Annotated in this window: 17 protein-coding genes; 10 read left to right on the plus strand and 7 right to left on the minus strand. The window is 45.2% G+C overall.

The genetic code is table 11. The annotated features are described in order from the left end of the window. Window positions 1-8: 8 nt before the first annotated feature. A complete protein-coding gene (locus FEM33_RS11420; RefSeq protein ID WP_229214203.1) occupies window positions 9-2,672 on the minus strand; it encodes a tetratricopeptide repeat protein in 2,664 nt (887 codons plus the stop codon). Window positions 2,673-2,837: 165 nt separating this feature from the next. Here FEM33_RS11420 and atpD point away from each other — a divergent pair, with 165 nt between their 5' ends. Continuing rightward, window positions 2,838-4,352, plus strand: coding sequence for a F0F1 ATP synthase subunit beta (gene atpD / locus FEM33_RS11425; protein WP_139012156.1), 1,515 nt, complete (start codon window positions 2,838-2,840; stop codon window positions 4,350-4,352). A gap of 116 nt (window positions 4,353-4,468) precedes the next feature. Further along, window positions 4,469-4,711: an ATP synthase F1 subunit epsilon gene (gene atpC / locus FEM33_RS11430; protein WP_138482705.1), complete on the plus strand. Its 243-nt coding sequence runs from the start codon at window positions 4,469-4,471 to the stop codon at window positions 4,709-4,711. Window positions 4,712-4,814: 103 nt separating this feature from the next. Here the strand turns inward: atpC and FEM33_RS11435 are convergent, their stop codons facing one another. The 4 genes from FEM33_RS11435 to FEM33_RS11450 form a co-directional block, all read right to left on the minus strand. Next, a complete protein-coding gene (locus FEM33_RS11435) occupies window positions 4,815-5,498 on the minus strand; it encodes a pirin family protein (protein ID WP_229214204.1) in 684 nt (227 codons plus the stop codon). A 151-nt stretch (window positions 5,499-5,649) separates the two neighbouring features. Further along, window positions 5,650-6,387, minus strand: a complete 738-nt coding sequence (locus tag FEM33_RS11440) for a dioxygenase family protein (RefSeq protein WP_139012158.1) — start codon at window positions 6,385-6,387, stop codon at window positions 5,650-5,652. Window positions 6,388-6,504: 117 nt separating this feature from the next. Beyond that, window positions 6,505-7,200: a LytR/AlgR family response regulator transcription factor gene (locus tag FEM33_RS11445; protein ID WP_139012159.1), complete on the minus strand. Its 696-nt coding sequence runs from the start codon at window positions 7,198-7,200 to the stop codon at window positions 6,505-6,507. Further along, window positions 7,181-8,293 (minus strand): sensor histidine kinase, encoded by a 1,113-nt coding sequence (locus FEM33_RS11450; RefSeq protein WP_161597107.1) that lies wholly within the window; start codon window positions 8,291-8,293, stop codon window positions 7,181-7,183. The genes FEM33_RS11445 and FEM33_RS11450 overlap by 20 nt, the downstream gene beginning before the upstream one ends. A gap of 105 nt (window positions 8,294-8,398) precedes the next feature. Here FEM33_RS11450 and FEM33_RS11455 point away from each other — a divergent pair, with 105 nt between their 5' ends. The 8 genes from FEM33_RS11455 (at window position 8,399) to FEM33_RS11490 (ending at window position 18,499) form a co-directional block, all read left to right on the plus strand. Then, entirely contained in the window at window positions 8,399-9,733 is a 1,335-nt protein-coding gene (locus FEM33_RS11455) for an APC family permease (RefSeq protein WP_139012161.1), read from the plus strand. Between the two features lie 64 nt (window positions 9,734-9,797). Further along, a complete protein-coding gene (locus tag FEM33_RS11460) occupies window positions 9,798-12,227 on the plus strand; it encodes a TonB-dependent receptor plug domain-containing protein (protein WP_139012162.1) in 2,430 nt (809 codons plus the stop codon). A 187-nt stretch (window positions 12,228-12,414) separates the two neighbouring features. Next, on the plus strand, window positions 12,415-14,166 hold the full coding sequence (locus FEM33_RS11465) for a tetratricopeptide repeat protein (RefSeq protein WP_229214205.1): 1,752 nt from the start codon (window positions 12,415-12,417) through the stop codon (window positions 14,164-14,166). Next, complete coding sequence (gene lolB1 / locus FEM33_RS11470; RefSeq protein WP_139012164.1) at window positions 14,156-15,004, plus strand: lipoprotein insertase outer membrane protein LolB1; 849 nt, start codon at window positions 14,156-14,158, stop codon at window positions 15,002-15,004. Before FEM33_RS11465 ends, lolB1 begins: the two co-directional genes overlap by 11 nt. A 92-nt stretch (window positions 15,005-15,096) precedes the next feature. Further along, on the plus strand, window positions 15,097-16,437 hold the full coding sequence (locus tag FEM33_RS11475) for a murein hydrolase activator EnvC family protein (protein ID WP_139012165.1): 1,341 nt from the start codon (window positions 15,097-15,099) through the stop codon (window positions 16,435-16,437). Between the two features lie 161 nt (window positions 16,438-16,598). After that, a complete protein-coding gene (gene panB, locus FEM33_RS11480; RefSeq protein ID WP_138279300.1) occupies window positions 16,599-17,417 on the plus strand; it encodes a 3-methyl-2-oxobutanoate hydroxymethyltransferase in 819 nt (272 codons plus the stop codon). Window positions 17,418-17,444: 27 nt separating this feature from the next. After that, complete coding sequence (locus FEM33_RS11485; protein WP_139012166.1) at window positions 17,445-18,176, plus strand: RluA family pseudouridine synthase; 732 nt, start codon at window positions 17,445-17,447, stop codon at window positions 18,174-18,176. A gap of 8 nt (window positions 18,177-18,184) precedes the next feature. Continuing rightward, on the plus strand, window positions 18,185-18,499 hold the full coding sequence (locus FEM33_RS11490) for a DUF6787 family protein (RefSeq protein ID WP_139012167.1): 315 nt from the start codon (window positions 18,185-18,187) through the stop codon (window positions 18,497-18,499). Between the two features lie 25 nt (window positions 18,500-18,524). Here the strand turns inward: FEM33_RS11490 and FEM33_RS11495 are convergent, their stop codons facing one another. Then, a complete protein-coding gene (locus FEM33_RS11495; protein ID WP_201747737.1) occupies window positions 18,525-20,861 on the minus strand; it encodes a CehA/McbA family metallohydrolase in 2,337 nt (778 codons plus the stop codon). 36 nt (window positions 20,862-20,897) lie between these two features. After that, the gene (locus tag FEM33_RS11500; RefSeq protein ID WP_139012168.1) at window positions 20,898-22,256 is read right to left on the minus strand and encodes a DUF5723 family protein; all 1,359 of its coding nucleotides are present in this window, start codon (window positions 22,254-22,256) and stop codon (window positions 20,898-20,900) included. Window positions 22,257-22,285 lie beyond the last annotated feature (29 nt).

A 22,285-nucleotide genomic window follows, 5' to 3' on the forward strand; every position in this document is an offset into this window, starting at 1 on the left:
ATATAAAATCATTGAAACTCGGCTCTCTGTTTTTCAATCAGAGCTCTCATAGGCTGATAACGGTTCATAAATTGCTGATAATCGGCAGCTGATGCCCATTGTTTCACCTTCATTTCGCCTTCATTACCTTGTCCCAACAAACCTTGTTCCAGACTCAGAAACGCATACTGTTCCCATAAGCGGGGAGCATATTCATTATACCGCAACGCGTTGAGAACAATATTATACGCTTTTGAAGTCTGCTTTTTCCCTCTGAAATATTCTGACGCCGCAGACACAATCGCGGCATCAAACGGATTGTTTTTAACTGCATTGTCAAAGTTCTTTTCAGAAGGCGATTTACTTATTACCTGAACAAGCGAGTCGGAATCAGAGCGCGGCTTAGCGCCGGAAAAAAGCGTTTGTTTCAACTGACTAACCGCATTATCCTGAGATTTTTCCTGAAGCTTGTCGAGCAAAACAACAGCCACTTCCTTTTTGTCGGATAACGCATTGGCAATAGCCATTCCGATTGTGCCTTCAGTTCCTTCCACTTGCGACAAGAATTCAATGGCTTTGTCATAAAGGCCAAGCTGCAACAGCCAGTGACCAAGCACTTTATTATATAGCTGGCTTTTTTCGCCTTCTTCTTCGGTCCAGGCTGTCAGTGTTTCCAGCGCTTTTAGTTTGTTGCGGCTGTAAAATTCGGAATATAAGGAAGCAAATGTCAGATCTTCGGATAGTACCGGATTTTTTGCAGCCAGTTTTGGCAGCAGAATAGCCGGCATGCTGTCCAGTTTGGCCTGATTGGTTGTATAATTCAAAAGATATGCAAATGCCGAAACGCTCAGCATGGAATCGGCCGGAACGGCTTCCTTACTGAATGTTTCCTTTACAAACTGCTGCCTCAGATTCTGGACTGCAAGCCAGTTTGCCTGCCAAGACAAGTAACTGTGTTTTTCACTTTTTGCCGCCAGTGAATCCAGCAAGCCGGAATCGGTACTTTTTGCCAGAATCGCCAGCAGATTGGTTGCCGGAATTTCGGGGCGGCTTGTATTTCCTGCGGCTTCATCCAGATAAAAATAGGCAGAGTCCGCAACGTTGGTTTTGGAATACAGCATGCCGAGGTTATTCAGTAGTTCTCCGCTTTCGGGAAACCGGTTGATTCCTTCTTTCAGACTATGCACTGCGTCAAAAAAGAGATTTTCCTGGATCAGAATTCCGCTTAGTCCCGCATAAGCCTGCGGAGAAGGATTTTTCAGCAAGGCCTGCCGGAAATAAAAAGCGGAAGCATTTTCGTCACCTTGCTTGAGAGCAAGTGAAGCCAGTGCGTAATTGGATTTATGATTCTGGAATTCCTGCTGCAAGGCCAGTTTGTAATATTGTTCGGCCAGCACATATTCACCCGTTTTAGAATACAAATCGCCCAAACCGTTAAAATATCCGGCAACAGACTGTGTGACCGGAAAAAGTTTTTGAATAGAAAACAAAACAATAACGCCGGCAAATCCGAACAGACGTGTTTGCGTAAGGCCAAAGCGGAGCGGTTTATAAAGTACTTTGTATACAGCCAGGTTTTGCTGAAAAAGCGGATAAAAGTTAATGAGTACATAGAAAAGGAAAACCGTACTCATGGCAAGCTGACCCTGAACAACAACGTCTTCCAGTACCTCCAGCACCGGATCATTGGCCGTGCTGGCTGCATAGGCAGCAAATGCAGCAGAAATAATGAATAAACCCGTATAAAGCCAGAAACCTGTGGACCTGAAAGGCAAAGTGCCGGCCGTAGCATCCGCTCTTCTTCTGAAACCCCACAAACCGGCAACAGCAGCAAACAAGGCCAGATACACCGGGCTGATCAAAGTAAGGTTCCAGTCGATGACTCTTGTATTTTTCAGATACATCAAAAGCAACAAAAGCAAATACAGGACACTTATAACAATAAAATTGACAAGCCCGGACTTGCCTTTACTAAAGGATGTGCTTGTGCTGAGCCAGACCAGCGCGGCAATTATTTCGGTGGCCGTAACGAGCAGGAACAAAACCGTGAGTAAAAGCCACAGCGGAAAAGAATAGGAAGCAGCGGTAAATGCGGGGAAAGGGGATTTTGCTCCGAAAAAAATAATCAGTGCCAGCAGTGAAGACACCGCCAGCATGCCTGTAATCCGTATTCCAATGCCAATATCCGGCCGGAAAGCATGAAAATAATAGCTCAGTCCGCCATATAATACCACTGCAAGCAGAAACATGGACCTGTTCCCTTCTCCAAAAACATTCAGTATTTCGAGCTGTGAAAAACTTAGCAGCAGGATAAAAATGATCATTCCGGCCAGGTACCAGAAACGCGGCATGGTGGTCAGCGAAGCCAGAACGAGAGAAAGTCCGATCAATGCAAATACCCAGAAAAGCTGCACCACCAGAAAGTCGGTTTCCATTACGGAAGCAATAAAGCTTTCCGTTACCAGATGCGAGGGAACGGCAACGCCATATTTCCATTGACCCAGCTGAAATACATCCACAACAGACGGTATTTCGGACAATTCGCTCAGCACATTCCAGCGAATTACATTGGCGAGCGGATCGATACTTTTGGTAATAAAGAAAAGCAGTGCCAGTAATAATACTGCAAAAGTGCCGGCTGTCATCCTGCGCTCAGACGGCGACCACACTTTCCAGAAAAAGAATTCCTTCATAAATTTTAATTAAATCGGTCTTTCCAAACACAGTTTGAACAAAAAAACGGCTTGTTTTCTAAAAAATATCCAATATTTCAATAATTGAACTGTTGGTACTGACCAAATTATCTCCTACTTTTGCGGTCTGAAAAAAACCTCACTGGAGATAATCAAAATCATATAATGGCAAACGCGGCAAACATAGGAAAAATTACACAGGTAATTGGTCCGGTTGTAGACGTATCATTTGAAGACAGCGGAAATATACCGGCTATTCTTGATGCGTTGGAAGTCATCAAATCAAACGGTCAGAGAGTTGTTCTTGAATGTCAGCAACATTTGGGTGAAGACCGCATCCGTACCATTGCAATGGATAGTACCGAAGGTATGCAGCGTGGTATGACGGTTACTCCGCTTGGAGCTCCGATCAAAATGCCGATCGGCGAAGGTATCAAAGGACGCCTTTTCAATGTAATCGGTGAAGCGATTGACGGACTGACAACGATTGATTCGGCAAACGGAATTTCAATTCACCGTGCTGCTCCCAAATTTGAAGATCTGGCAACTTCTACGGAGATCCTGTTTACAGGTATCAAGGTAATCGACTTGCTTGCTCCGTATGTAAAGGGTGGCAAAATCGGATTGTTCGGCGGTGCCGGTGTCGGCAAAACCGTATTGATCCAGGAATTGATCAACAACATTGCAAAAGCTTACGCCGGTCTTTCGGTATTTGCAGGTGTTGGAGAGCGTACCCGTGAAGGAAATGACCTGATGCGTGAAATGATTGAAGCCGGTATCATCAAATACGGCGACGAGTTCAAGCACAGCATGGAAGAAGGCGGCTGGGATATTTCCAAAGTGGATTATAACATGCTGAAAGATTCACAGGCTACTTTCGTGTTCGGACAAATGAACGAGCCTCCTGGCGCACGTGCCCGTGTTGCACTTTCCGGTCTTACCATGGCGGAATATTTCCGTGACGGCGACGGCGAAGGACAAGGCCGCGATATTCTTTTCTTCATTGACAACATTTTCCGTTTTACACAGGCCGGTTCCGAAGTATCAGCACTTTTGGGACGGATGCCTTCTGCGGTAGGTTACCAGCCAACACTGGCAACGGAAATGGGACAGATGCAGGAACGCATTACCTCAACTAAACGCGGTTCCATTACTTCTGTACAGGCGGTTTACGTACCTGCGGATGACTTGACTGACCCGGCTCCTGCCACGACATTTGCCCACTTGGACGCAACAACCGTACTAAGCCGTAAAGTATCTGAAAAAGGAATTTATCCTGCTGTGGATCCGCTTGACTCCGCATCGCGTATCCTGAATGCCGAAACATTGGGTGCAGCACATTACGATTGCGCACAGCGTGTTAAAAACATTCTTCAGCGTTATAAGGAATTGCAGGATATCATTGCGATCCTTGGTATGGAAGAACTTTCTGACGAAGACAAGCTGGTTGTATCCCGCGCTCGCCGTGTTGAACGCTTTTTGTCACAGCCTTTCTTTGTGGCCGAACAGTTTACAGGTTTGAAAGGAACGCTTGTGGATATCAATGATACCATCAAAGGTTTTAACCTGATTATGGACGGAAGTTACGATCACCTTCCTGAAATGGCTTTCAACCTTGTCGGTACGATTGAAGACGCACAGGCAAAAGGAGAAAAAATGCTTGCAGAAGCAACCAGATAAGTTAATAAATGCCTGGTCATAAATATGCTGGCTGTTGAGGAAGAACATAATACTTTTTCCTTTAACCAGCAGAAAAAGGCTGACAACTAAACGCGCGGCGTACCGCAGCTATAAAAATGCATTTAGAAATAATTACCCCAGATAAAAAAGTGTTTGCCGGCGAGGCAAATGCCGTTACATTACCGGGTACCGAAGGACAGTTTCAGGTTCTGAACCGTCACGCTCCGTTAGTCAGCACGCTGGGCAAAGGAGATGTGGTTGTGGATACAGGTGCTGCAAAGCAAACTTATATTATTGACGGAGGAGTTGTAGAAGTGCTGAATAATAAAGTGCTGGTATTGGCCGAGGCTGTTTTATAGGAAAAATATACATTGCAAAAAAAGCAGGTGCTGTTCAAACGGCATCTGCTTTTTTGTTTTTAGAAATTAGCTCTTACTCGAACAAAATTTTCAATTCAAATATTTAGTCAACTTCCATGATTAAAATAATGGCCTGATTTGATAAAGCTTCAAATTCGACTTCGCTTACATTCCTCAACGACAGTCCGTCGCGCTTTTCCAGCAGCCGGTTCTGAACTTCAAAGGCGCCTTCTATTATAAAAACAAAAATGGCTTTGTTTGAATTACAAAGAAAAGTGCCTTCTTCCCTGCCGTCATACTGGCCGATCAAAATCCGGTTTTCGTCTTCTTGCTTCCTGTTTATCTTCAGAAGCCTGTTTTTATCAGAAATATCAAAAGCAGTCAATTTGCTGTAAGACCATGCATTTTCAGTTTCCTTAAATCGGATCTGCAGATAATTGACTGTTTCATTTGCATAAGGATTTGTTATAGTCAGACTTTTACCCGGCTCAGTCAAAAATTCCAGCATTTCACCTGAATTCACATACTTAACTTCTTCCCGTAAATAAATTTCTAACGCGCCGGCAAGCGGAATCAGAACAATGCGGATTATTTCTGCTGTTTTTATTTCAATACTGCTTTCCGGCGACAGCATTTCATCATTTAAAGCTAAAAGATTTCCAAACGGCTCCCTGCTTTCCGCATGATAAGTATCAAAATTAAAAGTACAGAAACGATGAAAATCCGCCGTCTGAAAAACGCCTCTTTGACTCTGAAGATAAATCCGGGCTTCTGTCTGTAAGAGCATGATACTATGGTTAACAATTTGAATAATGCTGTTTGAAGCTGTTAGCGATTAGCTATTGGCAATTAGAACTTGGAGTTAGTGACAAAATTTAGAACCGCAAGCAAAAGCCAGCAGCAAATAGCCAATAGCTATAAGCTAAAAGCCAACAGCTTTAAGCACTCACAACAATGGCATGCGTCAGTTCGAATGCAGTGGAAACGCTTCCTGTAATTGTAGCCATTTCAGTAGAAACGCCGTCACTGAACACATTGTCCCTTGCATTGGTCGTATCCGCTTGTCCGTGGCTGGCATAAACACCTTGTGCGTAAACTACTTTGCTGATTTCTTCCGGAAATGCTATCTGCGTTATAAGCAAGGATTTACCGCTGGCATTGTAAATATGCACGTGAATATGCGGCGCTCTTCCGGAATACCAGCCGGGATAAATACTGGTAAAAGTCACAAGCCCGTTGGCATCCGTCGTTTGCCTTCCTCTCAGAAAATGAACATTCTGATAATTTGTTGACTGCATTCCGCTTCCGCCGTATTCGGAGTAATTGCCCGCTGCATCACAATGCCATATATCCACCAATGCACCCGATAATGCTTCGCAATTGTTGTTTTTGTTCTGGATTGTGATTTTTACAGTCAGCTTATTTCCCTGTCTGTCCAGTGTAATGTCGTTGCTGACCAGGCTGGCCGGTGATTTTGTGGGGAACGGGCCGGCAGTTTCGGAAGCAGTTGCCGTGCAAGTTCCGGAATTTAAATCGGTTGCTGTTCCCGAAGTAGTATCTGTGTCGGTTATTGTTTCTGCCGGATCAACTGTGCTGTCCGAGCAGCTGATCAAAGGGGCAACGGCAGCAAAGCCAAGCATTGAAAATCCTCTTTTTAAAAATTCCTTACGTTCCATGATTTCGCAATAGTTCTTTGTTTCAATACCTAATCGCATGTACCCCGAACTTTGTTGCAGTGTTCTGGCTATGTATCGGTTAACGGCACGGTTTTGCCGGTGAATGCCCGTTTGGAATTAATGGTTTTTCCACTTCTGAATAAAACCCATATAACTGTCGCTTACAGGCAGCTCCTGTTCTGTTGCCAGTCGTACTTTCCTGTTTTGTATTGATTTTACAAGTGCATCCGGAACAATGTAACTTCTGTGTATGCGGCTAAAACGGTTTTGCGGAAGTATTTCAAGAATTCCTTTCAGCGACATCAACGTCAGAATAGGGTGCCTGGCATTCAGTAAATGGATTTTGATATAATCCTCCATTCCTTCAATGTATTCAATATCTTTCAAATCAATTTTCACCATTTTGTATTCGGATCGCACAACAATGGCTTCGGTTTCCTGCGTTTGCTGTGATTTGCGGTACTGAAATTGTTCCAGCGCTTTACTTACTGCTTTTTCAAAGCGTTCAAGACCAATGGGTTTCAGCAGATAATCAACTGCTTCCAGCTCAAACCCTTCGTGCGCAAAATTCTTATGCGCCGTTGTAAAAATAACCATGGGCCTGTTTTCGAGCCTTGATACAATTTCAAGTCCGGAAAGATCGGGCATATGGATGTCAATAAACAACAGATCAACGGCATGCGTTTTCAGGTAAAGCGCGCCTTCCACGGCATCGTCAAAAGTCTGCTGCAAATCAAGCGCCGGAAATTTTGCAATGTACTTGCGCAAAATATTCAGCGCAAGCGGCTCATCGTCAATGGCTATGCACTTCATCGGACGTCAGTTTTAAATTCACCGTGAATACTTTCCCGTCATTTTCAATATGCAGTTCATGCCGTTGCGGATACAGAAAATCAAGTCGTTTTCTTGTATTTGCAATGCCCACTCCTATCCGGTTATTCTCTTTATTGAGATCAAAAATCGTGTTCCGGCAAAACAAGGAAACAGTACGCGGCGTCTGTTCGACCCGGATTACAATCGTCGATTCATGGTGATTGCTGATGCCGTACTTAAACGCATTTTCAACAAAAGTCATCAGGATCAAAGGCGCTATTCTGGTCTGATGGCCGTTTCCTGTAAACGTAAATTCAACACTCGTTTTTGCGTTCATTCGCAGTTTCTGAAGATCTATGTAATTTTCCAGACAAGTAATTTCATCTTCCAGCGGCACATCGTTTTCCGTCGCTTCTTCTGTAATGTACCGCATCATCCCGGATAATTTCAGGATACTCGGCGCCGTATGTTCACTTTGGCTGACGGCAAGCGAATAAATGTTGTTGAGCGTATTGAAAAGAAAATGCGGATTAATCTGTGCCTTGAAAAACGACAGCTCTGCCTGCGCTTTATCCGCTTCCGACATGATTACTTTCTTTTCTGAAAGCCGCCATTGCTCCGAAATCTTTATCGCCATCGAAACAATCCAGACAATGAAGAACAGCACAAGACTGACAAAATCCACTGCCGGCGCTGTTCTTTCCGGCGATGGCGGCGGAGGAAATTCAGGATGAAAATTGACTGGCGGCGGTTCGGGAAATCTGTTTGTCTGCGGGATTTGCTGCTGATGATGAAACCTCTGGAAAATCAGGTTTTCAAAGGGCTGGCTGAAAAAAACGGCGGTAATTCCGATGAAAAAGAATCCTGTATAAAGAATATGTTTCTGTTTCAGGAAAAACTGCGGGATCAGAATCCAAAGATTCAGATAAAAAAGCAGAAAGTAAATCAGGAAAAACAACCAGAAATAGCCCGATGAAAGCAGCGTAAATTCCAGTTCCGGATCGCGTTCTCTGGACAGGATCGTCAGTGGCAAACTGATAAACAGCAGCCATCCGAGCAGATGAAAGATCCATAGCTTTTTTGTCTGAAACATATCTGAGCCGCACATTTATTCCAACAACATGTAAATCATTACGAATATAGAAGTTACAAAAAGAAAAACTTTTCCTATTTTCGAGAGATACAGAAATCTTCCCTTATGCAACAACCCGCTGCCAGAAACGAGTTATTCAAGATTTTAGGTGTAGGCTTCGGCATCGCTGTAACCGTTGGCGGCACGGTCGGTACCGGAATTCTCAGAAAACCCGGCCCCATTGCTGCACAGCTCGGCGATCCGTGGCTCATTATGGGGCTTTGGCTGGCCGTAAGCCTGTATGCATTTCTGGGAACGCTTTGTACCATTGAACTGGGCACTTCCATGCCCAGAGCCGGCGCGTGGTATGTATATGCAAGAAGGGCTTTCGGCGATTACGCAGGCTTTGTAGTGGGCATAAACAGCTGGCTCGGAACCTGCTCCGCTTTGGGTTTTGGCGTTTATACCATGAGTGAATACCTGGCTTTGCTCCTTTCTCCTCTTGCCGGCTACGAGCCTTATGTTGCAGCCGCCATACTACTGATACTGACGATTATTCACTGGATCGGGCTTGCGCTGGCAAGCAGTTTTCAGAATGTCATGAGTGTTTTGAAAGGCGTCGGACTGTTCATTTTTGTGGCGGTTTGCTACATCTACGGCGATGAAATCACATCCGAACAGGCGCATGCAACTACAAGCCGGATTATAAGCACCGGAAGCTGGATAGCACCGGTTGTTTTTTCACTTCAGGCGATTTTTTATACTTACGACGGCTGGCATACGGCCGCCTATTTTTCCGAAGAAGACCGCGATCCTTCCAGAAATCTGCCGCGTTCCATGATCGGAGGCGTTTTACTGATCATTGCCATTTACCTGCTTTGCAACCTTGCTATCCTGCATATTTTGCCCATGAACGAGCTTTCGCAATCCAAGCTTGCCGCTGCGGATGCCATCAGGCTGATTTTTGGTGAAGGCTCGGGCAAAATCGTTACACTGTTTCTGATGATTTCCATTCTGGGGATTGTCAATGCGCAGCTGCTTTTTAATCCGCGCGTACTGTATTCCATGAGCCGCGACGGACTTTTCCTGAAAGCCGGAACTACAGTCAACAAAGGCGGAACGCCAGCTGTTGCCATGCTCATTACGTCCGGAATTGCCATACTGCTGATCCTGATCGGGAAAGATGCATGTGAAAAACTTTCGGATATCGCTACTTTTTTCTTCGTGCTGGGTTATGCTTCCGGCTTTGCATCGCTGCTGGCATTGCGGAAGAAAGAACCGCTTCTGCCCCGCCCGTGGAAAGTTCCGGCCTACCCTTTTCTGCCGGTTTTGATGCTGATTGTTTCACTTGCATTTCTTGTAAGCGCCGTAATTCAGGATTTGCCAAGCAGCCAGTTTGCACTGCTTTTCATGATCATCAGTTATCCCGCCTATTTACTTGTGAGCCGTTTGAACCGTTAAATAAGTCGATATCGCTGTGATCTAAAAATCAATAAATTGCATTAAACGTATGTAAACAGAAACTATGCAATTGACCAGATATCTGCAAAAAAGTATGCTTGTTGCTGCTCTTCTTATGGCTTTGATGGCTTTAAAATGGGCGGACGAAGATTTTACCAGACAGATTACTTCCAAATTGCAGCTTTACCGGCATCAGTTTCCATATGAAAAAGCCTATTTGCATACAGACAAACCTTACTATGTAACCGGTGATACTTTGTGGTTTAAAGGGTATCTTGTGGACGGTTCCATGCACCTTCCCGACAGCGCAAGCAATCTTTTGTATGTAGATTTCATTGAACAGCAGACAGGTAAAAACGTGGCCTTGCGCCGCGTTCAGATGAGCGGAGGAATCGGTCATGGTGAAATTACACTGGATTCCCTGCCTGCCGGCGCTTATACAATCCGTGCTTATACAAACTGGATGCGTAATTTTTCAGATGTTTTTTTCTTCCAGAAAAGCATTCATCTTTTTGATACAGAAAGTACTACGGCCAACGCTTCTTCCGATCTCACCGACGTCCAGTTCTTTCCTGAAGGCGGCCAGCTTGTAGCGGGCATCAACACACGCGTTGCGTTCAAGGCCGTGAACGGAAACGGGCTGGGAACGGATGTAAAAGGTTTTGTACTGAACCGGAACAACGATACCGTTTCTTCTTTTAACAGCGAATATCTTGGAATGGGCCGGTTTCAGTTTGAACCCAGATCCGGCGAGCGTTACACGGCTTTTATCAGAACAAAAGACGAAAAAGCAACCCGGTTCAACTTTCCGGAAGTGCAGGAAAACGGCTTTACGCTGCTTGTGGATAATTTGTCCAATCCTTTGAAAATGAGGATCATTGCTTATTGTAAAACACCCGAAAAGAAAGAAGTTCCCGTGCATATTGTCGGCCATTCCAGAGGAATCATTTCATTTGCTGCAAGAGGCGTGATTTCAGGTAAAGGTTTGACCGTGAGCCTTCCCACAGCAGAATTGCCCGACGGAATTACGCACCTGACCCTTTTTGATGATCAGAACAAGCCGGTTTGCGAAAGACTCGTTTTTATCAATCATCAGAGAAGTCTGAACCTGAAAGTCAATTTGTCCAAAACGGCCTTTGCGCCGCGAGAACAAACCGAAATAGAAATTGTTGCAACCGATTCTGCAGGCAAGCCGGCGGAAGCAAACCTTTCGGTAGCCGTAACAGATGCCGGACAGATCAAACAGCAGCCCTATGACGCAAACATTGTTTCTTACCTGCTTTTATCATCCGATCTGAAAGGGTTTATCGAGCAGCCCGGCTATTATTTTGACCCTGAGAAAAAACAGCGGAAAATCCATGCAGATTATCTCATGATGACGCAGGGATGGAGCAGGTTCCGGTGGGAAGATGTGCTGCGCGATTCGCTTGAAGCGCCCGGCCGTTTTCTGGAACAAGGCATTACGCTGACTGGCGAAGTATTGCGCAATGACAAACCGGTGAACAGTAAAATCATGCTGTCGCTTTTTCTGAGCAACGACAGCCTGAGTAATTTCCTGAGTACGGAAACCAATGAAAACGGCAAATTTGCCGTCTATAACCTTGTATTTGCCGATTCGCTTCAGATTCGACTTCAGGGCATGAACAAAAAAGGAAACCAGAATCTTTCTTTTATTCTTAACCCCTTTGATCCGCCCAAAATGACTCTCTTGCAAGTACCTTTCTATCCTGTAACGGTTGAAGCTCAGAAATTTAAGGATTTCCTGAAAAGAGCTGGAGAAGAACAGGAACTGACGAGAAAAATTAGAGAAAACCGGGAAAGGTTATTGAAAGAAGTAACAATTAAAGCCAAAAAAGAAGCGCCGAGGGATTCCAGAAAACTGTACAACACAGCGGATGCAACGGTGAAAATAACGCCTCAGCTGGCTTCGGGAAACATGAGTGTGCTGGACATGCTGGCGGGCCGGGTTGCGGGCGTTCAGGTGAGTGGCTCGGGCATGAACGCGTCCGTGTTTATTCGCGGAAACAGAGGCGAGCCGCTTTTTGTGCTGGACGGTATGCCGGTCGATAAAGCCATGATCACGAATCTGAATGTATTTGATGTAGAATCCATTGATGTTCTGAAAGGCGCTTCTGCGGCTATTTTCGGCAGTCGCGGCGGCAATGGCGTTATTTCGGTCCTTACCAAAAGAGGCAATGCCAATTACGATTATTCGCAGGACATCGTTCCCGGCGTGCTGGTTTCAAAAATTGCAGGTTTTAACGTACCGAAAGAATTTTATGCGCCGGCATATGCCGTTAAAAAGCCGGACAATCTCCTACCCGATTTCCGCTCCACAATCCATTGGGCGCCTGTGCTGAAAACAGATAAAAACGGAAAGGTGAAATTTCAGTATTACAATACGGATGCTGCAACCAGCGTCGATGTACGTGTGGAGGCACTGAGTCCTTCCGGAATCCAGGGTACAGCAAATGCAGGCTACACCGTGCAGTAAGGATTTGCAGAAAGTGCTGAAAACTTTTCGTATATGCTGATTTCCAGACAAGAATCTTCCATTTTACACGTTACTAATTTTATTTGTACGATGCTTTGGGTAAATCATACAGACAAAATTTGATAACTTTGGCATATACACCGAAACAGCCGGTCACGTCTACGATCTGATGGCATTAGATTCAAATATGAGGACTGAATATATAAAATGGATCCTTTTCTTTTGTGTGTTTGCAAACCTGGGAATTTCTCAGCCGGCAAACGCGCAACGCCGCGGGAAAGATCGTGACAAAGAACCTCAGAAAGCTGAAAATACTGATTTTCGCCTGATAGAGGAATCGCTGGCCGCGGAAGGAATGAAGTTCATGATGAAAGATGAACCGGACCGCGCGCTTCCTGTATTTGAAAAACTGGTTCAGGCAAACGGTAACGATGCTGCAGGCCATTACCTGATGGCTACGGCGCTGGTCAAAATGGAAAAATTTGATGAAGCGATTACTGCATCCAAAAAGGCTTACGACCTGAACAAGGAAAATATTTATTATGCACAGCAGCTGGCCGAATTATATGCCAAACGCAGAAAGTACAGCGAAGCAGCCGGCATTTACGAAACACTCCTTTCCAAAAACCCTTCCAATATCCAGTACGGAATTGAACTTGCCGCTATTTACGTGTTCAATGACCAGTTTGACAAAGCCATTGACACTTACAATATTCTTGAAAAAACGCTCGGGATAACAGAAGAAATCACGCGCCAGAAACAACAGCTTTATTTAAGACAGAACAATCTTGAAAAAGCACTTGCCGAAGGTAAAAAACTGATTGCATCCGAGCCGGCAGAAGTGAGTTACAGAGTGGAACTTGCCGAAATGCTGATTGCTAACGACCGGATTGTTGAAGCAGTTGCTCCGCTGGAAGAAGCACTTAAAATCAACCCCGACGAAGCGCAGGCGCATGTATTGCTGGCCGATATTTACAGAAGGAACGGCGATGTACAGAAATGCAATCAGGAACTGAAACTTGTATTTGCCAACCCAAACCTGGATGCAGATCCCAAAATCAGGGTTCTGAGCGGTTATCTCAAAATGCTTAAAACGCCGGCCGAGCTGGGCGAAGCCGTTACACTGATCAAACAACTTTCTGAAACGCATCCCAATGAACCGCGTGCTCATGTCATTTACGGCGATTTGCTGGCGCGTCAGGACAAAAAAGCAGAAGCCCGTGAAATGTATCTGAAAGCAGCCTATGCGGACGCATCGGACTTTGCGGTATGGGGCGCTATTTTGCAGCTGGACGGCGATCTTAATCAGGTTGACAGCATGCTTGTACACTCGGAAAAAGCACTGGAAGTATTTCCCAACCAGGGTATGTTCTGGTACTCAAACGGAACAGCGCACCTGATTAAAAAGCAGTACAAAGAGGCGATTTCTTCACTGGAAGAAAGTCTGAGACTGATCAGCGACAAACCCGAAATGATCCCGTATATCAATGCGCAGCTCGGCGATGCCTACAACGGACTTGGCGAACATGCGAAGTCGGATGCAGCGTATGAACTTGCGCTGAAAGGCAATCCGGACGACGATCATGTGCTGAACAATTACAGTTATTTTCTTTCGCTCCGGCGGGAAAAACTCGATCTTGCACTCAAAATGTCCGAAAAGCTTGTGCAGCAGCATCAGAATAATCCGACATACCTGGATACGCATGCATGGGTTTTGTATATCCGGAAAGAATACAAGAAGGCAAAGGAATTCCTTGAAAAGGCCATGCTGGACAGCAACAGCGTCAGCGGAACGATTGTGGAACATTACGGCGACGTCCTCTTCAAGCTTGGAGAACGTGACAATGCGGTTGCACAATGGAAAAAGGCCAAAAGAATGGGAGAAACAACGGAACTTCTTGATAAAAAAATAGCAACTGGTGCATTACATGAGCAATAAAATCTCGATCTGGTTTGTAGCAATTGGTTTTCTATGGCTTACATCGTGTCACAAACAGCGTTCTTCAACAAGTGTCATTCAAATAGTCGCCACGGATTCCGTTGCGGTTGATTCGTTACCGGCAAACCCGGATTCTTCAGTAGCAGCCGCGGACTCTGCAGAAACAAATGCAGCGGTTAAGGTCAATGAAATCCAGTTTGATTATCTGGTAGCAAAATCCAAATTCTCCTTCAAAAGCAAAACGCAGGATTTTGACAATACGAACGTGAATATTCGTATGAAAAAAGACAGTGTTATCTGGATTTCTGTAACTGGTGTCGGCTTTGAAGTGGCCCGCGGACTGATTACGCCTGACTCCATTATTTTTATGGACAAGTTCCATAAAGATTACTTTGTGTTCAGTTACGAGCAGCTTAGCAAGCAATATAACTTCAATCTTAATTTTGCACTTCTGCAGTCCGTTATTATCGGAAACATGCCTTTTCCCCAGCCTGCAGACGCGCCGTTCGTCAGGCAGAATGATTTTTACGTTTTAAAACAAATTGTGGAAAGGCTTGAAGTTGACAATTTTATCGGGGAAAATAATCTGAAATTATCGCGGCTCAAAGCAACGGAAGTGCCGACGCAAAACACTTTTACACTGGATTATGAAGACTTCCGGGAAGTGCAGGGTTTTCTTTTTCCGTTTACGAGTATCATCAATCTTAATGTAAAATCACAAAAAGACCAGCAGGTAAATCAGACCGACATGCGCATCAGACATAGTAAAGTGGATCTTGTTCGTGAAAGTCCCGGTTTCCCGTTCAGTGTTCCGTCTGGTTACAAGCGTAAAAGGTAAATTCACAATGTCCTTGAAATCATAGGGCAAAAACCCCAAGTCTGCTTAACTTTGCCTGCTTTTTAAGGTATCTGGCCGCAAGAATTAATCGTATGCCCTTTCAAAAAATCTTTTTTCGTGCTTTATTTTTATTACTGACATTCACTTTTTGCACGCATACTGCGGTATTTGCGCAGAAAACGCGTGAACAGCTGGAACGTGAAAAGAGTGAAAACCAGAGCAAGATCAGGGAAATACAGAATATTTTAAAGCAGACGTCTTCTCAGAAAAACGTTAATCTTGGCCAGCTGAAAGCCCTGAACCAGCAGATTAATACGTACAAAAAGCAAATTGACCTGCTTTCCGATGATCTTGAACTTCTGAACGGCGAGTTGAAAGTACTTGAAAAAAAACGTCAGGTGCTGGATAATGATCTTGCCAAGTTGAAAGTCGAGTACGGCCATATGATTTATGAAGCATCCAAACGGAATGTTTATTTTAATCAGCTGGTCTTTTTGTTTTCTGCCGGAACCTTCAATCAGTTTGTACTGCGATATAAATACCTGAAACAATATACGGAAGCAAGGCAGGGACAAGTAAAGGAAATAGAAATTCTGCAAGACAAGCTTGCTGTCGAACGCAAGCGGATTACGGTCAAGAAAAACCAGCAAAAGAACGTTCTGGATACGCGGGTAAGTGAAAATACAAAGCTGGAAGGACTTAAAGTAAAGCAGAATGAAGTAATTCAGGAGCTTTCGCAGAAGGAAGTCGAGCTGAGAAAACAAATTGCTGAGAACAAAAGAGCGACTGATTTGCTGGAAGCCAATATCCGCCGGATCGCAGAAAGAGAACGCCGCGAACGTCTGGAAAGAGAACGCAGGGAAAGAGAAGAGCGCGAGGCAAGACGACGTGCGGAAAGGGAACGAATTGCACGTGAGAATGCGGAAAGAGAGAAAAAAGGAGAGGCTGCTGTCAAAGTAGAACCGAAAGTAGAGGAAGAACCGGTTATTTCAAGCGGTATGAGCGAAGAAGAAACGACACTGGCTTCTTCCTTTACAGCTTCACAATCACGCTTGCCCTGGCCGGTTAAAGGCTTTGTTTCGGGGCATTTCGGCCAGCGCCCGCATGCTATTTTGAAAGGCGTTATGGTGGATAACCTCGGCGTTGATATACAGACTTCTGCCGGAGAGCCGGTTCGTTCCGTATACGACGGCGTAGTACTGGATGTAACGGAAATGCCGGGAATGGGAAATGTAGTGGCGATCCAGCATGGCAATTACATGACTATTTATGCAAAAATGAACGGCGTTACGGTAAGAGCCGGACAAAAAGTAAAAGCAAGAGAAAACATCGGCAGAGTTGCGACGGATAGCGACGGCACCTCGGAACTGCAGTTCCAGATCTGGAAAAATACGTCACGCCTTAATCCTGAAAACTGGCTCATCAGAAGGTAAAACCAGATTGTCGGTTTGAAAAGGAATGATCGGGCCGGGTAAGTTGTTACATGGCTGAAAGCCGGACTTTGCTGTGAAGTTATCATCCTTGCTTATTTTTTACTACAAGCAACAGCCGGTAACCGGTTCCTGAAAATATTTAATTACAAATCCTGTAAATTATGTCCATACATACTCCTGATATCAAGCGTGTAACTACTCATGTCATACAGGAAATGAAAACCCGCGGTGAAAAAATATCCTGTCTTACCGCCTATGATTATTCTATGGCCGGAATTGTGGATGCCGCCGGTGTGGAGCTGATACTTGTCGGTGATTCTGCATCCAACGTAATGGCGGGGCATGAAACGACATTGCCCATTACGATTGATCAGATGATTTATCACGCTGCTTCTGTGGTAAGAGCAGTTAAAAGAGCTCTGGTTGTTGTGGATTTGCCTTTCGGTTCGTATCAGGGCAATTCGCGCGAAGCACTTAATTCTGCCATCCGGATTATGAAAGAATCCGGCGCTCATGCTGTAAAGCTGGAAGGCGGCCTCGAAATCCGGGATTCCATTACAAGGATTCTGAGTGCGGGCGTACCGGTTATGGGCCATTTGGGGCTTACGCCGCAGTCGATTTACAAATTTGGGACTTATACCGTAAGGGCAAAACAGGAAGCGGAAGCGCAGAAATTGCTGGAAGATGCCCGCATGCTGGAAGAAGTAGGCTGCTTTTCTGTTGTTCTGGAAAAAATTCCTTCTTCATTAACCAAACAGGTTTCCGAAAGTATCCAGATTCCGACTGTAGGGATCGGGGCCGGGCCGCATGCGGATGGCCAGATTCTTGTTCTGCACGATTTGCTGGGAATCAACAAGGAATTCAAGCCTCGTTTTCTACGGCGTTATGCCGATCTGAACGGCGTTATGACCGATGCCATTTCAAATTATATCAAGGATGTGAAAGCAAAATCATTTCCGAATGAAAAAGAGTCATATTGACCTTTTAAAAAGTATTTAACATATAATATGAATAAAAAGCCATTTCAAGTCATATATGAAGATAATCACCTGATTATTGTCAATAAGGAACTGGGCATTCTGGTTCAGGGTGATGCAACGGGCGATAAATGCCTGCTGGATATGGTAAAAGACTATATCAAGGAAACGTACAACAAACCCGGCGCTGTCTTTTTGGGTACAGTCCATCGTCTTGACAGACCGGTAAGCGGACTGGTGGTATTTGCGCGTACATCGAAAGCACTGGAACGCATGAACGAAATTTTCAGAAAACGCGATGTCCAGAAAACGTACTGGGCGATTGTCAAGAACAAACCGGCTGAAAAGAAAGGAAAACTGGTGCACTGGCTTTCCAAAAATGAGTCCAAGAACGTAACAACGGCATATGATTATGAGGCGCCGGGAACGCAGCGTGCAGAACTCTCCTACCGCTGGCTAGGCGAAATAAACAAGTTCCACTTGCTGGAAGTAACGCCCGTTACAGGCCGTCCGCATCAGATTCGGGTTCAGCTTGCATCCATGAACTGCCCGATCAGAGGCGATGTGAAGTACGGCTATCCAAAAGGCAACCCGGACGGAAATATTAATCTGCACGCAAGAAGGCTTTATTTTGAACATCCTGTAAAAAAAGAACCGATTATCTGCAAAGCCGGGCTGCCGAACGATCCTTTCTGGGAAGAATTTTTGACGCTGGATACAGAAGAAATCAAGCCTGAGCACCTTGGCTTTCTTTACGAATAAAAACCGGCATGATCGAAAAACTCAAACAGCGCTGGAATGTAAAAAATGGTTGGGACGTCCTGATCATTTTGGCCGTTTTTGCCTGTACGGGTTTTTCCGTTTTGTATGCCAAACGCTGGATTTTCGAATCAATCGGTCTTACAAAACAATCTCCTGCATGGATTCGCTGGACGGTTAACATTCTGATTGTACTTCCCTTGTATCAGGTTATTTTGCTGTTGTGGGGCTGGATATGGCGAAAATTTGATTTCTTTTGGGCGTTTGAAAAAAGAATGTTCAGCAGGATCGGGAGTCTGTTCAGACGGAAAAGCAGCCGGATTTGACTTCTTTTGGATGCTGACACCAACTTTACTTGCTGTCTATTATATCCCTGTACACTTTTCGGGCACTTTCATAAGCAGCTTCGGCGGATTTCTTTTCCTCGGCGCGAATATGGGGTTCTTTCATTTTCCAGCATTGATCCAGTGCCGACAAACACCATTCTGCGCTTTTTTTATCCTGAACAGGCTTGTTGTTTACTTTTACAAATACAGGATTGGAATGCGAACTCGGGTAAATCCGCAGCGCCATCCAGCTCGATTTGTTTACTTTATAAGAAAAACGAACATCCGTAACGCTGCCGTTCGCTTCCACTTCGGCTTTGTCCACCGGTTCGCCGTTTACAACAAGTTCAACGCGGACTTTTCTTGTTTTAGCTATTCTGGCCCTTTCTATATCCCAGTATGGCATTTTGGTAAGAGGCGTCTGGGCTGTTTTTTCTCCTGTTTTGTCCTGCTCAGCCGGAAGGTACGCTGCTATCTTTGCTGTTAGGTGCACATTTTGTCCTTCTTTGACCGACAGTTCACTTTCTTCAATGCCCGCTTCTTTTCCGTTAACGGCAAAATCCATGATATGCGACCGGCCGTCCGAAACGTAATTCCTGCCCTTTTTAAGTGCCTCGACAAATTCATCGTAGTTCAGCGCTTTGTTTGATGTAGCCGGTTTGAAATAGCTTCTTGCCTGCCCTACGCGCGCATCTGTAATGCATGGAAAATCCGTTTCTCCGCTTAGTCTGGTTTTAAAGCCGCAATTAAGTGTGTGATAATACATATTGAGTTCCCACGGAGCCGGCGTGTCGCCTGCACTGTAGAAATCGACAAGATGCTGTGTAACCGTTACAATGTATTCATTCGCTCCGATGCCGTCCATTTTTGGAACAATGTAATTGGGCAGTTTATCCGTAGGCTGCACGGGCTCCAACCCCCAGCCGGAATGCGCATATCCAACGACAGCACCTTGTGATTTGGCCCAGGTCAGAACCGGAGCTGTCCAGCTTGGCCATTGCTCAATGCGGGTTGTGCCGGGATAATCATCTTCTTTCACGCGCAAAAGCACAATATGCCCTGCATGAGACGATGGAAACCCGGAAACTTCCACATCGTTGCGCATGATATTTTTCTGATTGGACAACGGATCGTCTTTACCCGTAAAAAAGGTTTTCTGATGATACCAGCTTGGTCCCCAGGCCAGATTTGCAGCAATATTGAGGTCTTCACCCAATGCCTGACGCCAGATATCTTTTGGGTCAACGCCTTCTGTCGGACTGTCGTAATGGCTGCATCCGGCTGCATGAACATGATGATCTGCGCTGTGCCAGCCCAGTTCTGCCATTTTAATCCAGCGTTTCAGCTGAAAGGAAGCCTCCACCGTTTCTGCATGATCCGGAACCACAATTTCTTTGGTCTGCCTGATGTATTCAGGTCCGCGTGTGTATGAAACCGTGTATTTTCCGGGTGCAAGCAGTACATGTTCACTGTCTTTTCGATAAATCTGCGGCTGAAAAAAGAAGTCGGGATATTCATCAAATGCCGCTACGCGCCGCGATGGAAGCGGATAAACTCCGGTAAATTTTCCCGAAGCATGTTCCTGACCGTCTGTGATCAGAAACGACGCCATGGCGGGCGTTCCATCGTCATCTTTGATATTGAACTTTACTTTTACCGAAGGTTTTACATCAAACAAAATATGCGTGGAATTGCGGAAACCAAGATCCTGCGAACCTTGACCGGCGTTATAGGCAATTTCAATTTCACGCTTTCCGGCATCTTTCGAGTAAATCTGAACAATGGCATATTCCAGTTTCAATCCCGTCAGTTCAGGTTGTAAAGGCCGGTTGGTATACATCTGGATTTCAACAAACCGGTTTGCAACCTGTCCGGGCGAAAGTTCGTGTTCTTTCTTGACAATCGGTTCAAAAGACGGAGAATGAAACGGCTTGGCGGCATTCGGGCTAACGGCCTCAAGCTTCGCCGTAATGCCGGCTTCATTATGAACCTTGACCAGAAAACTTGTCCATCCGTTTTGAACCAGCAGCGCTTTTGCCTGGCCTCTTTCTACTTTTACGCGACCTTCCGGATTGATATGGACAACATTCAGGCAGTATGGATCCAGAATTTCCTGAATGCCCGCTACGGTTTCTCCATTCAGAGGCTTGTCGCTTAAAATCTTCAGACGCTTTGCATCTTCCGAAGACAAAGATGACCCCGAAAAAGTCAGCGCTTCCTGCAGACGCATTGCCTGAGCCAGCAATGGCTGTGGCTCAATACCTGTTACTGCAGAAAAAGCAGATTCATGATGCTGATGCTGCGCAAGCAAAACGCCCGGTAAAAACAAGTTAAACAAGCAAAGAATAACTACCTTTTCCATTTTACTTTTTACGTTTTACTGCTTACAGGTCACTTCTTACCTTTTACTTTTTACATCTTTCCTGTTCATTTTCCACGCTGTAAAGCCGATGTACAGCATACTTCCTTTTGCGCCACGTTTTTTAAACAAACCATTTACATTGCTGAACCCCAGAAAGAGAGGCCCGAAATGTCCGAAAGCGCCCAGCGAAGGTCGTTTGTTTCCCTCCACAAAGGATACCGGAAAAGCAAAATCGGAATCTTCATCTTCAAAACGCGGCGTAATTGTAAATAAGTTTGGCCTGTATATATCCAATGGCCTGTCCATTTGGCTTCTGTATCTTCGGGTTTGTTCAAGATGGAGGAAAAACCCTTTTACAAGCTGTATATCTGCTTCCAGATGAACAGCTTGCGGAAGTTGGACATTTTTTCTGAAAATGGTATCTGTTTTAGCCGGAAAAAGATTCATAAAACCTTCGGGCCCAAAGTCACTGATTGTTTCCAGCTCATTCTGCCCGATAACAGCTTCCGTTTTCATTCCGGATATAACCCTGCTTTGCAAAGTTTTGTACTTGATGAAGCCTATGTCCGTCAGAGACGCACCTAAACGGATCAAATACTCGGGGCTCTTATCAAATTCCTCCTTTTTTCTGCCCCAGTATGCGCCCAGTTCATAGGAAAACCCGAAATCATATGCCCAGCCGGAACCATAATGACCTGAATCGAACAGATTTTTGAACCGCATTTTTTGTACCTGTGCACTGTAACCGCTTTCATACCTGAAATCTGACAGGACTAATTCACTGGACTTTACATTCCCGCTTGTCTGCCGAATGCCAAAGTGATCCGCAGACGCATTCATGTATGCCGTTCGTGCTCCGAAAATGCGTTTGCCGGTGACGCCCACACGCAGCTTATGCGTTCGCAGATCCAGCAGTTGCGCTCCGTACGACACATTTGCTTCCGAAAAACTCTGCTGTACAAGACTGAAATTTCCCCAGGGCTGGTTTGCCGTTACAGGCGTACTTTCGGTGTCAAGCCTTTTAAAATAAAGATTCTGAATGGCATCGGGAATGTTTTTTCCATAAAAATACCCTCTTGTCCTCAGCTGTAAGGCCAGCCCGGAATACTTTCCAAGTGAGACCATTGCAGACGGCCAGCGGATTTCGCTTGCAAGATATACCGGATTGCGTTGAATCAATGATCCCATTGTTCTGGAACGGCCGTATAATTCCCTTGTTGAATGCGGTGCCAGAATAGGATAGAGCAAGGAATTTTTTCCCAGAAAAACAAAGTACCTGTAATTGATGCTGCCGGCTGCCGTACCAATGTTTACTTGCCATTTTTGCCTTGGTGCGCCTGTAATGGCGGGATTGTAAGTTGCGCGGTAAAGACCTCCGTAATTGCTGGTCTGCATACTCGAAACCTCCTGCGTATAGGCACTCC

Origin of the sequence: Dyadobacter flavalbus, assembly GCF_006149045.1 — a bacterium.
GTDB classification, from domain to species: Bacteria; Bacteroidota; Bacteroidia; order Cytophagales; family Spirosomataceae; genus Dyadobacter; species Dyadobacter flavalbus.